Raw genomic sequence first — 17077 nt, forward strand, 5'->3', positions numbered from 1 at the left:
TGGCGCTGACCGGGCCTGGCATTCTCAATTCTGTTCCGCCACCAGGATAGCCTGGGTATCCGGTTCCAGCGCTTTAAAGATATGCGCCTGGTCGCCGGGATAACAAATGTAATCCCCCTCCGCCAGCTCTTCCGGTGCTTCGGTTAAACCGACGAGGGCTTTTCCCTGCGTAACAATAATATGTTCCACCGACCCTGGCGGATGCGGGTGAGAGATCCGGTCGGCCCCCGGCTGCGTCAACAGCAGATAGATATCACGCCGGGCGCCGGGCGGACACGCCGCCAGTAATATCGCCTGATAATGCGCCTGTTCCGCCACCACTTTGGTGCCTTCCCCGCGGCGAATCACCTGCGTTTTTTGTACCTGCGGCTCCAGCAGCCTGGCAAAGGGAATATCGAGCGCGACGCACAGCGACCATAGCGTCTCCAGGCTGGGGTTGCCGTTCCCCGCTTCCAGTTGTGAAAGCGTAGATTTAGCAATGCCTGCGCGCCGCGCAATCTCCGCCAGCGACAGCCCGGTTCGCTGGCGCTCGCGCACCAGGCTTCTGGCGATAACGCTAATAGGTTGTGTCATAAAGCATCCAATGTTCACTATAACGAACGAAACGTTCGTCTTGTAAAGCGAATCTGTTCCGTTCATTATAATGAAAATTCGTTCGATATGACTAAAGAAGATGAAACACTATTTTTCCTGTCTCAAGGGAGACACGATAAAAGCGATATTTTTAGTGTGCCTGGCCGTGGGCGTCGTCGGCATGTCCTATGGCTCGCTGGCGATGGCCTACGGTTTCCCGATGTGGGTGCCGTTTGTACTCTCTATTTTTGTGCTGGCAGGCGCGTCCGAATTTATGTTTATCGGCATTGTCGCCAGCGGCGGCAATCCGCTGGCGGCGGCGGCGGCAGGATTGTTGGTGAATGCCCGCCATGTGCCGTTTGGCGTAACGGTGCGCGATTTGGTTGGCACCCGCGCCGCCAGCTTTTTCGGCTGCCATATCATGAATGATGAGAGCGTGGTGTTCGGCCTGTCGCAAAAAACGCCGGAACAGCGTAAAGCGGCTTACTGGCTGTGCGGGTTAGGCGTCGCCATTTTATGGCCGACAGGGACACTACTCGGCACACTGGTCGGCAAATTGCTGCCCGCGCCGGAGACCATTGGTCTGGATGCCGTATTCCCGGCGATCTTACTGGCGCTGGTGATCCCGGCGTTTAAAAATCGCACCACATTGATTCGTGGTTGTAGCGGTGCCGCGCTGTCGCTTGCCGCCGTTCCCTTTGTGGCTGCCGGATTGCCGGTGTTGCTTTCGCTGCTTGGCCTACTGGCGAGGAAAAAATAATGGGCAATATGACGCTATTTATCATCGGTATTGCTCTTTTATCCGCGGGAACCTATTCGATGCGCCTCGGCGGCGCGAAACTTGGCAGCCGTCTGGCGCTGTCTGAGCGTTCACAGGCACTACTCTCGGATGCGGCAACGGTGCTGTTATTCTCTGTCGCGCTGGCCACAACCTTTTACGAAGGCGAACATTTTGCCGGAATGGCGCGCGTATTGGGCGTCGCCTTCGCCGTATTTTTAGCCTGGCGTAAAATGCCGCTGATTGTGGTGATTATCGCCGCCGCGGTAGTGACGGCACTGCTGCGGCTGGCAGGATTACATTGAACCCATCGTAACCCTGACATGGAAAAATTCATCAGGGTTATACAATGCCGTATAGTGTGTGACACTCCGCAAAATTGAGAAGTAACTCAACGGCATATTGTCACTCCCTCCCGACATATTACCGCTCATCTCTTGACCGTCTCCTCGTTAAAATCAGATTAAACAGATTTTAATGGAGCCCCATCATGACCGCCCTTACAACGAACTGCATCGATCTCAATATTCAGGGCAACAGCGCTTATTCCATTCTCAAACAACTGGCAGAGATGGCGTTCCAGAACGGCTATACCACCGATTGCCATCAGTTCCTGCAAACTCTGCTACTGCGGGAAAAGTTGCATTCCACGGGGTTCGGCTCAGGCATCGCCGTACCGCATGGTAAAAGCGCCTGCGTGAAGCATCCCTTTGTTTTGTTTGCGCGCAAATCTAAAAACGTGGACTGGAAGGCCAGCGACGGCGAGGGCGTGAACTGCTGGATCTGCCTCGGCGTGCCGCAGGCCGGCGAAGACGATCAGGTCAAAATTATCGGCACCCTGTGCCGCAAAATCATCCACCAGGATTTTATCAACCAGTTAAAGCAAGGGAATACCGACCAGGTACTTTCTTTGTTAAATCAAACTCTAACCTCATAAGGAAGCGACAATGGAGTCATCCTTACGTTTAGTGGCGATCACCAACTGCCCGGCGGGAATCGCCCACACCTATATGGTGGCGGAGGCGCTGGAGCAAAAAGCGCGTTCGCTCGGCCATACCATTAAAGTGGAGACCCAGGGTTCAAGCGGCGTTGAAAACCACCTCACCCAGGAGGAGATCGCCGCCGCCGATTATGTGATTCTGGCAATCGGGCGTGGCTTAAGCGCTGAAGACCGCTCGCGCTTCGCCGGGAAAAAGGTCTATGAGATTGCGATTTCCCAGGCGTTAAAAAATATCGAGCAGATTTTTAACGAGTTACCGACACATTCGCAGCTTTTCGCCGTCGATAACGGCGTCAAGTTGGGTAAGCAGGATGTGCAGCAGGGTAGCGTGATGAGCCATCTGATGGCGGGCGTTTCCGCCGCGCTGCCGTTCGTGATTGGCGGCGGGATACTAATCGCTATCGCCAATATGCTGGTGCAGTTCGGTTTACCGTACACCGATATGTCGAAAGGCGAACCGTCGTTTACCTGGGTGGTCGAATCCATCGGCTACCTGGGCTTCACCTTTATGATCCCGATTATGGGGGCCTATATCGCGTGGTCCATCGCCGATAAACCGGCGTTCGCTCCGGCGTTTCTGGTCTGCTATCTGGCCAACGATAAAGGGCTGCTGGGCACCCAGTCCGGCGCGGGTTTTCTCGGCGCAGTGGTGCTGGGGCTGGCGATCGGCTACTTTGTACTGTGGTTTCGCAAAGTCCGTCTCGGTAAAGCGCTTCAGCCGCTGCTCGGCTCGATGCTTATCCCGTTCGTCACGCTACTGCTGTTCGGCGTGCTGACGTATTACGTCATCGGCCCGGTGATGTCCGACGTGATGGGCGGTCTGCTGCACTTCCTGAACACCATTCCACCGACGATGAAAATGGGCGCGGCCTTCCTCGTTGGCGCGATGCTGGCGTTTGATATGGGCGGGCCAATCAACAAAACCGCCTGGTTCTTCTGCTTCTCGCTACTGGAAAAACATATCTACGACTGGTACGCCATTGTCGGCGTGGTGGCGCTGATGCCGCCCGTCGCGGCGGGTATCGCTACGTATCTTGCGCCGAAGCTGTTTACCCAGCAGGAGAAAGCCGCCGCCAGCAGCGCAATTGTGGTAGGCGCTACCGTCGCCACCGAACCCGCGATCCCTTATGCGCTGGCCGCACCGCTGCCGATGATTACCGCCAATACTCTCTCCGGCGGCATTGCCGGCATGCTGGTTATCGCCTTCGGAATCAAACGCCTGGCGCCAGGTTTAGGTATCTTTGACCCGCTGATTGGTCTGATGTCACCGGTAGGGGCATTTTATCTGGTGCTGGCGATTGGTCTGGCGCTGAACATTTCGTTAATTATCCTTTTGAAAGGATTGTGGCTCAGGCGTAAAGCCGCGCAGCAGGAGCTTGCCCATGAACATTGATTTACTTCAGCAGCTATGCGAAGCCAGCGCCGTCAGCGGCGATGAACAGGAAGTTCGCTCGATTTTGATCAATACGCTGGACCCCTGCGTGGATGAAATCACCTTTGACGGCCTCGGCAGCTTTGTCGCCCGCAAAGGCAACCGCGGGCCGAAAGTGGCGATTGTCGGCCATATGGATGAAGTCGGCTTTATGGTGACACATATCGACGATAGCGGTTTTTTGCGCTTCACCACGATAGGCGGCTGGTGGAATCAGTCGATGCTCAATCATCGTGTCACGATTCGCACCCACAAAGGATTGAAAATTCCCGGTATTATCGGCTCCGTTGCGCCGCACGCTTTAACGGAAAAGCAGAAACAACAGCCGCTCTCGTTTGATGAGATGTTTATTGATATTGGCGCGAGCAGCCGTGAAGAGGTGGAAAAACGCGGCATCGCCATCGGCGATTTTATCAGCCCGGAGGCGAATTTCGCCTGTTGGGGCGAGGACAGGATTGTCGGCAAAGCGCTGGATAACCGCGTCGGCTGCGCCCTGATGGCGGAGCTTTTACAGGCGGTAGATAACCCTGAAATTACGCTTTACGGCGTCGGCTGCGTGGAAGAAGAGGTTGGGCTGCGCGGAGCGCAAACCTCGGCGGAGCATATCAAGCCCGACGTGGTGATCGTGATGGATACGGCGGTTGCAGGCGACGTGCCCGGCATCGATAGCATCAAATATCCGCTGAAGCTGGGCGCCGGACCGGGGCTAATGCTGTTTGATAAACGCTATTTCCCCAATCAACGGCTGGTCGCCGCGTTAAAAGAGCGCGCGCAAAGCAGCCAGGCGCCTCTGCAGTTCTGCACCATGAAAACCGGGGCGACAGACGGCGGACGCTACAACGTGATGGGCGGCGGTCGTCCGGTGGCGGCGCTGTGCCTGCCGACCCGCTATCTGCACGCCAACAGCGGCATGATTTCGGCGACGGATTACGACGCGCTGTTCACTCTGGTCCGCGAACTACTGGCCTCGCTGACGGCGGATAAGGTCAGTGCCTTCAGCGATTTTCGTCAGGTGAGATAATGTTAAACGAACGCCAGTTAACCCTTGTCGAGCTCCTTGAACAGCAGCGATGGTCGTTGAGCGAACTGGCGCGACACACTGGCGTTTCGAGCCGCACCATTCTGCGCGATATTGATTACCTGAACTTCACGCTCAGCGATAAAGCGCGTATTCAGCCTGGCGGTAATGCGGGTTATCAACTGGACATTGTGGACAGACGTCGCTTTTTCCAGTTGCTGCAACGGCATGATAATGACGATCGGTTGCTGGCATTCCTGTTATTGCAGGCCTTTTCCACCCGCGCCCAGCTCGCGTCGGCGCTCAATTTACCGGAGACGTGGGTGACGGACAGATTGCCGCGCCTGAAACAGCGTTATGAACGCGCATTCTGCATGGCCAGCCGTCCGGGCGTTGGGCATTTCATCGATGAACCGGAGGAAAAGCGCATTATTCTGCTGGCGAATCTGCTGAAAAAAGATCCGCTGCTGATTCCCTTACCGGGCATTACGCGAACAGTTATTGAACAGTTGCAGCAGGCATGTGAAGAGGTGGATGATTTTCCCCTCGTGCCTGGCGAGTATCTCGCCAGCCTGACGCTGGCGGTTTACGCCCTGCGCAATCAGCTCACTACCGCATGGCCGGAATGTCGGCATACGTCACTGAAAAAGGCGGTGGCGCAGGGAGGGATCGACATGGGCGAGAACGCGTTCGGAACGCTTATCGGCCTTCTGGAAACACAGCAACAGCAGGCAATGACCCTCTCCGCTGACGCCGTATGTTCTCTACTGCAACGCGTCCCCGGTGCCGCCTCGTTGAACATTATTGATACCCAACTCATTGATAACATTACCGGTCATCTGCTCAGATGCGTATCCGCGCCCATATGGTTACCGGAGCATCGTCAGAGCAGTATGAATAACCTGAAGTCCGCGTGGCCCGCCGCGTTCGACATGAGCCTGTGCTTTATCGCCCAGTTGCGTGAGCAGGTAGAGATTCCGCTGTTCGATAGCGATCTGATCGGCCTCTATTTTGCCTGCGCCCTGGAGCGACATCAGAATGAGCGGCGTCCTATCGTTTTGTTATCCGATCAAAATGCGATTGCTACCATTAATCAGCAGGCCATTGAACGGGATGTGCTGAATTGTCGGGTCATGATTGCGCGAACGCCCGGCGAGGTGAAGGCGATAAGTCAGGAGATTGTTCCGGTCCTTATCATCAATAACAGCCACTATTTGCTCGATGAGGGGCAAAAGAATGTACTGTCGTTCAGGAATATCATTACCGCCTCCGCTACCGAGCAGATCAAAAACTTTCTTGCCACGGCCTTTATTCGCCAACAGCCTGAACGCTTCTTTTCTAAGGCAGGAAGTTTTCATTACCCGAATATCCCAGGGGAAGACTGGAATACCATCACCAGGCAAATTTGTGACCGGTTAGTGAGCCAGGCCCACATCACCGAGGATGACGCGCTGCGAATCTGCGCCAGGGAAAACGAAGGCGAGAACCTGATTATCAATCACCTCGCCATCCCCCACTGCTGGAGCGAACGGGAATCACGTTTCCGCGGATTTTTTATCACCCTGGCGCACCCTGTGCAAGTTAATAATGAGCCCGTTGACCGCGTGCTGCTCGCCTGCGCTGCCGCTGCTGCGCGTCACGAGCTGAAAATCTTCAGTTATCTGGCGAGCGTTATATGCCGCCATCCGGCCGACACGGTTCGCAGATTAGACGGCTATGAAGCATTTATTGCGCTGTTAAATCAGTGAGAGCAACAAAACGCCTCAAGAGCGCTCTTTCGACGGTATAGCGATTGTTATTTCAGCAGTTCAGCGGTCATATGTACGCGGTTGCCGGTATATGCCTGGGTAATTTTATAAGCGCTTGCGCCTGCTTGTTCAGCCTGAGCGGCAATCTTCGCTTCGGTGTTTTCCAGCGTCGTACCGGTTGCGGTCACAGACTGGGCAGCAAATGCGCCGAAAGAGGTAGCAAGAGCGATAACTGCGACAAAATTTTTGATTGTTTTCATGATGTAAATCCTTCCGGTTTGTTGTTTGGTTAAGGTGCGGTGCCTTGATAAGATAAATAATAGGCTGATACCTAAACAACTAAAAGCGGAAGGGTTTGCCATTCTATTTCAAATTAATTGAATATAAATTATGCATCGATCAATCGTTGCGGATGGGTATAAACCGTCGCCCGGCCCGGCTTACAGAACCCCACCAGAGTAAGATTACACCGTTCAGCGACGTCAACCGCGAGCGTTGTCGCGGCCGACACGGCAAACAGGATCTCCACGCCGCACATCGCCGACTTCTGTACCATTTCATAACTGGCGCGACTGGAAACCAGCACCGCGCCCTGGTGCCAGCATTCACCTTCAACGGCGCGACGGCCTAAAAGTTTATCAAGCGCGACATGACGCCCGACATCCTCATGACCGCCAGCCAGATCGCCAAATGACGTCACCCATGCAGCAGCATGAGTACAACCGGTCAGCTTACCCGTCGGTTGAAAATCATTCAGATGCTTTAACGCGCGATCAAGGTTAGCGAGATTGAAGGTTTGGGTAAACGGTAGCGGCTGCACTGGCTTACCGATGTCATTGAGCTGTTCAACGCCACACACGCCGCAGCCAGTGCGACCCGCCAGCGCGCGGCGGCGTTCTTTCAGCCCCATAAAGCGGCGGCTGGAAAGTTCTATCTGCACTTCGAGTCCGTTACAGGACGGCACAATGTCCATGCCAAAAACGTCACGCGGGCTGTCAATGATCCCTTCCGACAGAGAAAACCCCATTGCAAAATGCGTCAGATCTTTCGGAGAAGCCATCATAACGACATGCGAAATGCCGTTATACACCAGCGCAACAGGCACTTCCTCGGCAACATCATCAAGTTGGGGGTGCTGCAAATCCTCGCGTTTCCAGAGAGTCAACTGGCGTGAGGTTGTGAAATTAGTCACATTTAGGACTTCTTCAGACAGTATATTGTTCACTTTCTTTTAACCATATAAGAACACACACACCAACATTATGGTATTCTGTCACAACTCCTCCCGGATGGAGGAAAATTTACCCAATTCTGAACTTTTGCGGGCCCGCCCGCAAAGAAAAATAACAACCACTCCCTGAGCGTTTCGGATAGAGAAATGTGAAAGAGAAGTGACAATGTCGAAACAAGGAGCAAACCATGCAGGTCAGCAGAAGGCAGTTCTTTAAGATCTGCGCTGGCGGTATGGCAGGCACCACGGCAGCGGCACTGGGCTTCGCGCCCGGCGTAGCGCTAGCGGAAACACGGCAATATAAACTGCTGCGCACCCGCGAAACCCGTAACACCTGCACCTACTGTTCCGTTGGCTGCGGGCTGTTGATGTACAGCCTCGGCGACGGTGCGAAAAACGCCAAAGCATCTATTTTCCATATCGAAGGGGACCCGGATCATCCGGTAAACCGTGGCGCGCTGTGCCCGAAAGGGGCCGGTCTGGTGGATTTCATCCACTCTGAAAGTCGCCTGAAATTCCCGGAATACCGCGCGCCTGGTTCAGATAAGTGGCAACAGATCAGCTGGGAAGAAGCGTTTGACCGCATCGCTAAACTGATGAAGGAAGATCGCGACGCCAACTACCAGGCGCAGAACGCCGAAGGCGTTACCGTTAACCGCTGGCTCACTACCGGGATGCTGTGCGCTTCCGCATCCAGTAACGAGACGGGTTATTTAACGCAAAAATTCTCCCGCGCGCTGGGTATGCTCGCGGTCGACAACCAGGCGCGTGTCTGACACGGACCAACGGTAGCAAGTCTTGCTCCAACATTTGGTCGCGGTGCGATGACCAACCACTGGGTCGACATCAAGAACGCCAACCTCGTCGTGGTGATGGGCGGTAACGCTGCGGAAGCTCACCCGGTCGGGTTCCGCTGGGCGATGGAAGCTAAAATTCACAACGGCGCGAAGCTGATTGTGGTCGATCCGCGCTTCACGCGTACCGCGTCGGTGGCCGATTTCTATGCGCCAATACGCTCGGGTACTGACATTGCCTTCTTGTCAGGCGTGATGCTGTATCTGCTGACCAACGAAAAATACAATCGTGAATACACCGAGGCCTATACCAATGCCAGCCTGATCGTGCGTGAAGATTTTGGCTTCGATGATGGTCTGTTCACCGGCTATGACGCAGACAAGCGGCAGTACGATAAAACCAGTTGGCACTATGAGCTGGACGAAAACGGCTTTGCCAAACGCGATACGACACTGCAACACCCGCGCTGTGTCTGGAATCTGTTGAAACAGCATGTCTCTCGTTACACGCCGGATGTGGTAGAAAATATCTGCGGTACGCCGAAAGCGGACTTCCTGAAAGTGTGCGAGTACATTGCAGAAACCAGCGCAAAAGATAAAACCGCGTCGTTCCTGTACGCGCTGGGCTGGACGCAGCACTCCATCGGCGCGCAGAATATCCGCACCATGGCGATGATCCAGCTTCTGCTCGGCAACATGGGGATGGCAGGCGGCGGCGTTAACGCCCTGCGCGGTCACTCCAACATTCAGGGGCTGACCGACTTAGGACTGCTGTCGCAAAGTCTGCCGGGCTACCTGACGCTGCCGAGCGAAAAACAGACCGATTTGCAAACCTATCTGGCTGCCAATACGCCGAAACCATTGCTGAAGGATCAGGTCAACTACTGGGGCAACTACCCGAAATTCTTCGTCTCGATGATGAAGGCCTTCTTTGGTGATAAAGCGACAGCGGAAAATAGCTGGGGCTTCGACTGGCTGCCGAAGTGGGACAAAGGGTATGATGTGCTGCAGTACTTCGAGATGATGAAACAGGGCAAGGTCAACGGTTATATCTGCCAGGGCTTTAACCCGGTGGCCTCATTCCCGAACAAAAACAAAGTGGTCGCGTCGCTTTCCAAACTGAAGTACCTGGTGACTATCGATCCGCTCAACACCGAAACGTCCACCTTCTGGCAAAACCACGGTGAGTCGAACGACGTTGATCCCGCGAAAATCCAGACCGAAGTGTTCCGTCTGCCTTCCACCTGCTTTGCCGAGGAAAATGGTTCCATCGTTAACTCCGGTCGCTGGTTACAGTGGCACTGGAAGGGCGCGGACGCCCCGGGGATTGCCATGACCGACGGCGAAATCCTCGCCGGTATCTTCTTACGCCTGCGTAAGATGTACTCTGAACAGGGCGGCGCCAACCCGGAACAGGTGCTGAATATGACCTGGAACTACACCAAACCATACGAACCCGCCTCTGAAGAAGTGGCGATGGAGAGTAACGGTAAAGCATTAGCCGATCTTATCGACCCGGCAACCGGCGCGGTGGTGGTGAAGAAAGGCCAACAGCTCAGTTCGTTCGCGCAACTGCGCGATGACGGTACGACTTCCAGCGGCTGCTGGATTTTCGCCGGTAGCTGGACGCCGGAAGGCAACATGATGGCGCGTCGTGATAATGCCGACCCGTCTGGTCTCGGCAACACGCTGGGCTGGGCATGGGCATGGCCGCTTAACCGCCGCATCCTCTATAACCGCGCCTCCGCAGATCCACAGGGCAATCCGTGGGACCCGAAACGTCAGCTCCTGAAATGGGAAGGCGGAAAATGGGCCGGATGGGATATTCCGGACTACAGCGCCGCCGCGCCGGGCAGCGACGTCGGGCCATTTATCATGCAACCAGAAGGGATGGGCCGCCTGTTTGCCATCGATAAGATGGCGGAAGGGCCGTTCCCGGAACACTACGAACCGTTTGAAACGCCGCTGGGCACTAACCCGCTGCACCCGAACGTTATCTCTAACCCTGCCGCCCGTATCTTTAAAGACGATGCCGACGCGCTGGGTAAAGCGGATAAATTCCCGTATGTCGGAACCACTTACCGTCTGACCGAGCACTTCCACTACTGGACCAAGCACGCGTTGCTTAATGCTATCGCCCAGCCGGAACAGTTTGTGGAAATTGGCGAGAAGCTGGCGAATAAGCTCGGCATCGCGCATGGCGATACCGTGAAGGTCTCCTCGAACCGCGGCTATATCAAAGCCAAAGCAGTAGTGACCAAGCGTATTCGCACGCTGAAAGCGGACGGCAAGGATATCGATACCATCGGTATTCCTATTCACTGGGGCTATGAAGGCGTGGCGAAAAAAGGCTTTATCGCCAATACGTTAACGCCTTTCGTCGGCGATGCGAACACGCAGACGCCGGAGTTTAAATCCTTCCTTGTGAATGTGGAAAAGGTGTAACGGAGACGACCTATGGCTTATCAATCGCAAGACATCATTCGTCGTTCCGCCACTAACGGTTTCACCCCCGCGCCCCAGGCGCGGGACCATCAGGAAGAGGTGGCGAAACTCATCGACGTCACCACCTGTATCGGCTGTAAAGCGTGTCAGGTGGCGTGCTCAGAGTGGAACGATATCCGTGATGAAGTGGGCAATAACGTCGGGGTCTACGATAACCCGGCGGACTTAACCGCTAAATCCTGGACGGTGATGCGCTTCTCGGAAGTGGAACAGAACGACAAACTGGAATGGCTGATCCGTAAGGATGGCTGTATGCACTGCGCCGATCCCGGCTGCCTGAAGGCATGTCCGGCGGAAGGGGCTATCATCCAGTATGCCAACGGCATTGTCGACTTCCAGTCCGAGCAGTGTATCGGCTGCGGCTACTGTATCGCTGGCTGCCCATTCAACGTGCCGCGCCTTAACCCGGAAGATAACCGCGTCTATAAATGTACGCTGTGCGTTGACCGCGTGGTGGTCGGCCAGGAACCGGCCTGCGTGAAGACCTGTCCAACTGGCGCCATTCATTTTGGCTCGAAAGAGGACATGAAAACGCTGGCGGGCGAGCGGGTGGCGGAACTAAAAACCCGGGGTTATGACAACGCGGGTCTGTACGATCCGGCGGGTGTAGGCGGTACGCATGTCATGTACGTGCTACACCATGCCGACAAGCCGAATCTGTATCACGGTCTGCCGGAGAATCCGGAAATCAGCGAAACCGTCAAGTTCTGGAAAGGCGTCTGGAAACCGCTCGCCGCGTTCGGTTTTGCCGCGACCTTTGCCGCCAGCGTCTTCCACTATGTCGGCGTCGGTCCGAACCGTGCGGAAGAGGAAGATGATAACCTGCATGAAGAGAAAGACGAGGTGCGCAAATGAAACGACGTGACACCATCGTGCGCTATACGGCGCCGGAACGCATCAACCACTGGATCGTCGCCTTCTGCTTCGTGCTGGCGGCGGTGAGCGGGCTGGGCTTTTTATTCCCATCCTTCAACTGGCTGATGCATATCATGGGCACCCCACAACTGGCGCGAATTCTGCACCCGTTTGTAGGCGTTGTTATGTTTGCCTCGTTTATCATCATGTTTTTCCGCTACTGGCACCACAATCTAATCAATCGGGATGATATCTTTTGGGCGAAGAATATTCGTAAGATCGTCGTCAACGAGGAAGTGGGTGACACCGGGCGTTATAACTTCGGTCAGAAATGCGTATTCTGGGCGGCGATTATCTTCCTGGTGCTGCTGCTGGTGAGCGGGGTGATTATCTGGCGTCCGTATTTTGCGCCTGCTTTCTCAATCCCGGTGATCCGATTCGCGTTAATGTTGCATTCTTTTGCCGCAGTAGCGTTAATTGTGGTTATCATGGTGCATATCTACGCCGCCCTTTGGGTGAAAGGCACCATTACCGCGATGGTGGAAGGCTGGGTAACCCGGTCGTGGGCGAAGAAACATCACCCACGCTGGTACCGAGAAGTCCGCAAGACAACGGAAAAAGAAACTGAATGAGTATTCGCATAATCCCGCAAGATGAGCTGGGTTCGAGCGAGAAACGTACGGCGGATATGATTCCGCCGTTATTGTTCCCCCGACTCAAAAACGTCTACAACCGCCGCGCCGAACGTCTGCGCGAGCTGGCTGAAAATAATCCGCTGGGCGATTATCTGCGTTTTGCCGCGCTTATCGCGCACGCGCAGGAAGTGGTGCTGTACGACCATCCGCTGGAAATGGATCTAACCGCACGCATTAAAGAAGCGAACGAACAGGGCAAGCCGCCGCTGGATATCCATGTGCTGCCGCGTGACAAGCACTGGCAAAAACTGCTGAATTCGTTGATTGCCGAGCTAAAACCCGAGATGAGCGGCCCCGCGCTGGCGGTGATCGAGAATCTGGAGAAAGCATCAGAGCAGGAGCTGGAGCAGATGGCGAACGCGCTGTTTGCCTCGGATTTTGCCTCCGTCAGCAGCGATAAAGCCCCGTTTATCTGGGCCGCGCTCTCCCTTTACTGGGCGCAAATGGCCAGCCTGATCCCAGGCAAAGCCCGCGCGGAATATGGCGAAGCGCGCCAGTATTGCCCGGTGTGCGGTTCGATGCCGGTCTCCAGCATGGTGCAGATCGGTACCACGCAGGGGCTGCGTTATCTGCACTGTAACCTGTGCGAAACCGAGTGGCATGTAGTACGCGTAAAATGCAGTAACTGCGAACAGAGCCGCGACTTACACTACTGGTCGCTGGAAAATGAGCAGGCCGCGGTGAAGGCCGAAAGCTGTGGCGATTGCGGGACTTACCTGAAGATTCTGTATCAGGAAAAAGACCCGAAAGTCGAAGCCGTTGCCGACGATCTCGCCTCGCTGGTGCTGGACGCGCGCATGGAACAGGAGGGCTTCGCCCGCAGTTCCATCAACCCGTTCCTGTTCCCTGGCGAAGGGGAATAAGTTTTTTACTCAGACCGGGCGAAGTTTGCCGTCCGGTCTACAAGTGATACGGCGTGATCACTCCTGGAATGCCGGCAAAGTCTTTTGTATTACGCGTCACAAGCTCACAACGATGGACTTGTGCAGTGGCCAGAATGATCGCATCCGGGAGTTTCATGCCATACTCCTGCCTGACAATAACGCTTCGTTCCGCGATTTCTTGTGTCACACCAATAACATTAAACGCACTTAATGCAATTCGCGTGCGGTTTTCCTGATGATATTTCTTAGCGCCCACCATCACTTCCATCCATGTGATAAGGCTAATCGCATTCTGTGGCGGATACGCTTCCAGCGCATGTTTCGCTTCAATACGACCGCTAAACAGGTCGATGAGGATATTGGTATCAAAAAGCGCAGACCCTTTGACCATTACCATTCCTCACGAAGTTTACGTTGGTATTCAACGCCATCTTCCTCACAGCCTTGCCAGAGCCCCAATGCTTTCGAAATTGTGGTCTCAGCCCGATCCTGTCTTTCCAGATACTGCTCAACAGCCTCCCGCAAGAGTTCTGCACGAGGTAGGTTGCGTTGCACCTTGAGATCGTCAAGCCGTTTAATCACATCGTCTGATAAATCGAGTAAAATTCTGCCCATATCCATCCCAGCCATCATACTCACATATACCTCCAGTATATCATTCGCGCTTATTTTTCAAACAACATACACCTGAGACTGACGAGAAAATAGTTATTACGCGAACGATTTTTATTTTTGCGAGCCGCTTTCCAGAATCGTACGCAGCCCAATTTTCCCATTTTCATTCGTACCAAATCGGGTTATAAAACTGTATATCCATACAGATAAAGGCAATGAAAAATGGCACTGGAAAGCGGGATTGCGCAGTTAGTGGAGGAATTTATCGCGGCGGGACGCCCCTCTTCTCGCGAACAGAATATTGATGACCGGAGGGCGGGCTACATCGCCAGCACGACACTGGCAGGAGAAACTGAAACCCGCGTCCAGGTTGAAGATATTGAACTCAATGCCATGACGTTTCGCGTGGTTTCGCCGCTCAATGCCACAGGGAAATTACCCTGCATCATTTATTATCATGGTGGTTGCTTTGTCAGCGGCGGTTTTGCCACTCACGATAACCAGTTAAGGCAGTTAGCTTTTTACAGCCGTTGTCGCGTGATTGCGGCGCAGTACCGACTTGCACCAGAGCACACCTTCCCGGCCGCACATAACGATGCCGAAACCGGAGCCAATACTATCTGGAAATATGCCCAGAAACTGGGGATAGATCGCGAGAACATTACGCTTGCCGGTGACAGCGCGGGTGGGCATCTGGCGCTGGTCACTGCGCTACGCCTGAAAGCCGCCCGTCAATGGCAACCTGCACAGCTGATTCTGATCTACCCCATGCTGGACGCAACCGCCAGGTTTGCGAGCTACACCTGTAATGGGCTGGATTACATTATCACGCGTGACACGCTGCTTTCAGGCTACGAGATGTATATGCCGCGAACCGATCCACTGCATCCTGAAGCCAGTCCGCTCTGGCGTGAGGACTTCGCCGGTCTGCCATCCACGCACATCATTACTGCCGAATTCGACCCACTGCGCGATGAGGGCGAGGCCCTGTATCAACGGTTCCAGGAACAGGATGTGGAATGTACTTGCCAGCGCTCTCGGTGTCATTCATGGCTTTTTCCAGCTCGGAGGCGTGAGCCAGGCGGCACGAAGCGCCATGCGAGATATGGCCTGGCGTGTTGTAAGCCATCAACAGGCAAAATGACCTAAAATTCAATTTTGTTTTCAACTTGAAAACTTTATGACGTTGCGCTAAATTATTTTCAGGTTGAAAACTTTGTAATGGAACTACATTGTGCATGTTATCAGCCGAAAACCGTTCAATGAAGCGATGCTCATGTATCCAAACCATGAGCTTGCCCTCACTGAGTTGCTGAATGTTCTTGAGAAAAAAACATTCACTCAGCCTGAAGAGATGAAGCGGTATATTCCTTCACTGGATAATTTTAAGTACAGAGATAAATGGTGGGTGATTGATGTTTCTGGTAATAGCCTGAGACTCATTTCCTACATAGATTTCAGGTTACATAAGATATTTGTGAAACATATCGTTTCCCATGCCGAATATGACAAACTGACCGCATATTATCGGGGTAATAAAGAATGAGAACTCATCGTCAGATGGATGCAACCAGCGCAAAAAAGATCGTTGATACCTTCAGCGATGCGGTAAAAACCGTCCCACTGATGGGGGAAGACCGAAATGACAATGAGTATCGCAGGGCACTAGCGCTAGTGGAGTTTCTGGTCGACCACGACGATCTTGAAAACCCACTATTTGAATTGCTCTGTGCCCGAATCAGTGAATACGAAAAACATGCGCCGGAATTCAAAGCACTCAACCAACACCTGGAGAAAACGCCCCCTGGCGTTTCAGTATTGCGAACGCTCATGGATCAATACGGTCTCAAAGCAGCAGATCTTGCCAACGAACTTGGTTCTAAATCGAACGTCAGCAACATCTTAAATGGCCGCAGAGCACTAACGGTTAATCATATTAAAGCGCTTACACAACGCTTTAAACTACCAGCGGATGCCTTCATCGAGTAGTTGGATATGTCCAGCTACTCTTCCTCATTCCCGCCCTCTTCATACGGGCCGAATGGTTTCGCAGGTAGCACGATATAAATACCTTCGAAAATTGCCCCGGTGGTATCGCCACCCAAGAGTTCAACCTGCAACTGGACACGCGCTTTTTTACCCCGCGCCAGCCTGTCCAAATCACCGCTTAACGACCCCAAATCAGCCACTGCGTTTGGCTTTCCGCTAATCGGTTTGCTGTAGCGAATATGGGCGTCGGCAAGAATAATCGTCCCACCCAGGTGGCGTTCACGGAGCATCAGCCAGATAAGCCCCCATCCGGTCAGCGTCGCCAGGGAGAACAGGCTGCCGGCAAACACCGTGTGATGCGGATTTTGATTACCGGTTTCCGGCATCGTGGTAATAAATTTTTGCCCGGTGTACTGCTGAATGCGCACCCCCATCTTTTCACTCAATGGAATGTGCTCATACCAGGCCTGCTGAAGCTGCCCGCACCAGTCGCCGCGATGCAGGATATCATCCAGCGAGGCTACCGGTTTAATCATCAGAAAATGGCGGATTGGCGTGGTTGTGGGCGTAGTAATCTCCCCCTGATTGACAAATCCGAGTTTGGCAAAGAACTCAACCGCATCTTCGCGCGCGCTGCAGGTGACGCGCTTAACGCCTTCCTGACGGGCGACAGACTCCAGAGTCATCGCCATTAATGTCCCCAGCCCTTTATCCTGTACCGAGGGATGTACAGCCATAAAACGGATAGAGGCCTCGTTATCTGCATTGATGTACAGGCGGCCCACTGCCACTAAATTTCCTTCTTCGTCCACCACCATTTGATGGTGCGCCAACGCATCCCAGCCATCCCGTTCCGACCCTTTCGGCTGGTGCAGCGGTTTACGCAGCATCTCCCAGCGAAACTGGTAGTAACGTTCTAATTCTTCTTCTGTTTGCGGAACCCGAAGGTGATACATAGCA

18 protein-coding genes and 1 pseudogene are annotated in these 17077 nt (G+C 54.0%); 13 read left to right on the forward strand and 6 right to left on the reverse strand.

Annotated features, from left to right (window positions below; all coding sequences use genetic code 11):
* Positions 1–24 precede the first annotated feature (24 nt).
* Positions 25–573 (reverse strand): helix-turn-helix domain-containing protein, encoded by a 549-nt coding sequence (locus tag F4V72_RS20685; protein WP_001517951.1) that lies wholly within the window; start codon positions 571–573, stop codon positions 25–27.
* A 100-nt stretch (positions 574–673) separates the two neighbouring features.
* Here F4V72_RS20685 and F4V72_RS20690 point away from each other — a divergent pair, with 100 nt between their 5' ends.
* The 6 genes from F4V72_RS20690 to F4V72_RS20715 all read left to right on the forward strand — a co-directional run bounded on the left by F4V72_RS20690 (position 674) and on the right by F4V72_RS20715 (position 6549).
* Complete coding sequence (locus tag F4V72_RS20690; RefSeq protein ID WP_023249124.1) at positions 674–1333, forward strand: AzlC family ABC transporter permease; 660 nt, start codon at positions 674–676, stop codon at positions 1331–1333.
* On the forward strand, positions 1333–1656 hold the full coding sequence (locus tag F4V72_RS20695) for an AzlD domain-containing protein (RefSeq protein WP_053528795.1): 324 nt from the start codon (positions 1333–1335) through the stop codon (positions 1654–1656). The genes F4V72_RS20690 and F4V72_RS20695 overlap by 1 nt, the downstream gene beginning before the upstream one ends.
* A 185-nt stretch (positions 1657–1841) precedes the next feature.
* On the forward strand, positions 1842–2288 hold the full coding sequence (locus F4V72_RS20700; protein WP_023249123.1) for a PTS fructose transporter subunit IIA: 447 nt from the start codon (positions 1842–1844) through the stop codon (positions 2286–2288).
* A 10-nt stretch (positions 2289–2298) separates the two neighbouring features.
* Positions 2299–3744, forward strand: a complete 1446-nt coding sequence (locus F4V72_RS20705) for a PTS fructose-like transporter subunit IIBC (RefSeq protein WP_023249122.1) — start codon at positions 2299–2301, stop codon at positions 3742–3744.
* On the forward strand, positions 3734–4804 hold the full coding sequence (locus F4V72_RS20710) for an aminopeptidase (RefSeq protein WP_070789956.1): 1071 nt from the start codon (positions 3734–3736) through the stop codon (positions 4802–4804). The genes F4V72_RS20705 and F4V72_RS20710 overlap by 11 nt, the downstream gene beginning before the upstream one ends.
* The gene (locus tag F4V72_RS20715; RefSeq protein ID WP_053509962.1) at positions 4804–6549 is read left to right on the forward strand and encodes a putative frv operon regulatory protein; all 1746 of its coding nucleotides are present in this window, start codon (positions 4804–4806) and stop codon (positions 6547–6549) included. The genes F4V72_RS20710 and F4V72_RS20715 overlap by 1 nt, the downstream gene beginning before the upstream one ends.
* Before the next feature lie 47 nt (positions 6550–6596).
* On the opposite strand, the gene F4V72_RS20720 is transcribed toward F4V72_RS20715, so the two are convergent.
* Positions 6597–6809: a YdgH/BhsA/McbA-like domain containing protein gene (locus F4V72_RS20720; RefSeq protein WP_079836853.1), complete on the reverse strand. Its 213-nt coding sequence runs from the start codon at positions 6807–6809 to the stop codon at positions 6597–6599.
* A 128-nt stretch (positions 6810–6937) separates the two neighbouring features.
* Positions 6938–7774, reverse strand: coding sequence for a formate dehydrogenase accessory sulfurtransferase FdhD (gene fdhD / locus F4V72_RS20725; RefSeq protein ID WP_088734595.1), 837 nt, complete (start codon positions 7772–7774; stop codon positions 6938–6940).
* A gap of 194 nt (positions 7775–7968) precedes the next feature.
* Between fdhD and fdnG the strand changes: the two genes are divergently transcribed.
* From fdnG to fdhE, 4 genes are read left to right on the forward strand one after another with little or no spacing between them, the layout of a single operon-like run.
* The gene (fdnG, locus tag F4V72_RS20730; RefSeq protein ID WP_077918494.1) at positions 7969–11019 is read left to right on the forward strand and encodes a formate dehydrogenase-N subunit alpha; all 3051 of its coding nucleotides are present in this window, start codon (positions 7969–7971) and stop codon (positions 11017–11019) included.
* A 12-nt stretch (positions 11020–11031) separates the two neighbouring features.
* The gene (fdxH, locus tag F4V72_RS20735; RefSeq protein ID WP_000331364.1) at positions 11032–11934 is read left to right on the forward strand and encodes a formate dehydrogenase subunit beta; all 903 of its coding nucleotides are present in this window, start codon (positions 11032–11034) and stop codon (positions 11932–11934) included.
* On the forward strand, positions 11931–12566 hold the full coding sequence (fdoI, locus tag F4V72_RS20740) for a formate dehydrogenase cytochrome b556 subunit (protein WP_000829028.1): 636 nt from the start codon (positions 11931–11933) through the stop codon (positions 12564–12566). The genes fdxH and fdoI overlap by 4 nt, the downstream gene beginning before the upstream one ends.
* On the forward strand, positions 12563–13492 hold the full coding sequence (fdhE, locus tag F4V72_RS20745) for a formate dehydrogenase accessory protein FdhE (RefSeq protein ID WP_053509958.1): 930 nt from the start codon (positions 12563–12565) through the stop codon (positions 13490–13492). The genes fdoI and fdhE overlap by 4 nt, the downstream gene beginning before the upstream one ends.
* Before the next feature lie 37 nt (positions 13493–13529).
* On the opposite strand, the gene F4V72_RS20750 is transcribed toward fdhE, so the two are convergent.
* Together F4V72_RS20750 and F4V72_RS20755 are read right to left on the reverse strand one after the other, a co-directional pair.
* A complete protein-coding gene (locus F4V72_RS20750) occupies positions 13530–13904 on the reverse strand; it encodes a type II toxin-antitoxin system VapC family toxin (protein ID WP_023249114.1) in 375 nt (124 codons plus the stop codon).
* The gene (locus tag F4V72_RS20755) at positions 13904–14146 is read right to left on the reverse strand and encodes a CopG family transcriptional regulator (protein WP_001523745.1); all 243 of its coding nucleotides are present in this window, start codon (positions 14144–14146) and stop codon (positions 13904–13906) included. Before F4V72_RS20755 ends, F4V72_RS20750 begins: the two co-directional genes overlap by 1 nt.
* 204 nt (positions 14147–14350) lie before the next feature.
* On the opposite strand from F4V72_RS20755, the pseudogene F4V72_RS20760 reads away from it, so the two are divergent.
* The 3 genes and pseudogenes from F4V72_RS20760 (at position 14351) to F4V72_RS20770 (ending at position 16117) form a co-directional block, all read left to right on the forward strand.
* Positions 14351–15277, forward strand: a pseudogene (locus F4V72_RS20760) (alpha/beta hydrolase).
* Positions 15278–15362: 85 nt separating this feature from the next.
* A complete protein-coding gene (locus F4V72_RS20765) occupies positions 15363–15674 on the forward strand; it encodes a type II toxin-antitoxin system HigB family toxin (protein ID WP_000558166.1) in 312 nt (103 codons plus the stop codon).
* The gene (locus F4V72_RS20770; RefSeq protein WP_001259011.1) at positions 15671–16117 is read left to right on the forward strand and encodes a helix-turn-helix domain-containing protein; all 447 of its coding nucleotides are present in this window, start codon (positions 15671–15673) and stop codon (positions 16115–16117) included. The genes F4V72_RS20765 and F4V72_RS20770 overlap by 4 nt, the downstream gene beginning before the upstream one ends.
* Positions 16118–16131: 14 nt before the next feature.
* Here the strand turns inward: F4V72_RS20770 and fabY are convergent, their stop codons facing one another.
* On the reverse strand, positions 16132–17073 hold the full coding sequence (gene fabY / locus F4V72_RS20775; RefSeq protein ID WP_024134888.1) for a fatty acid biosynthesis protein FabY: 942 nt from the start codon (positions 17071–17073) through the stop codon (positions 16132–16134).
* Positions 17074–17077: the final 4 nt, after the last annotated feature.

Origin of the sequence: Salmonella enterica subsp. diarizonae (assembly GCF_008692785.1) — a bacterium.
GTDB lineage: Bacteria > Pseudomonadota > Gammaproteobacteria > Enterobacterales > Enterobacteriaceae > Salmonella > Salmonella diarizonae.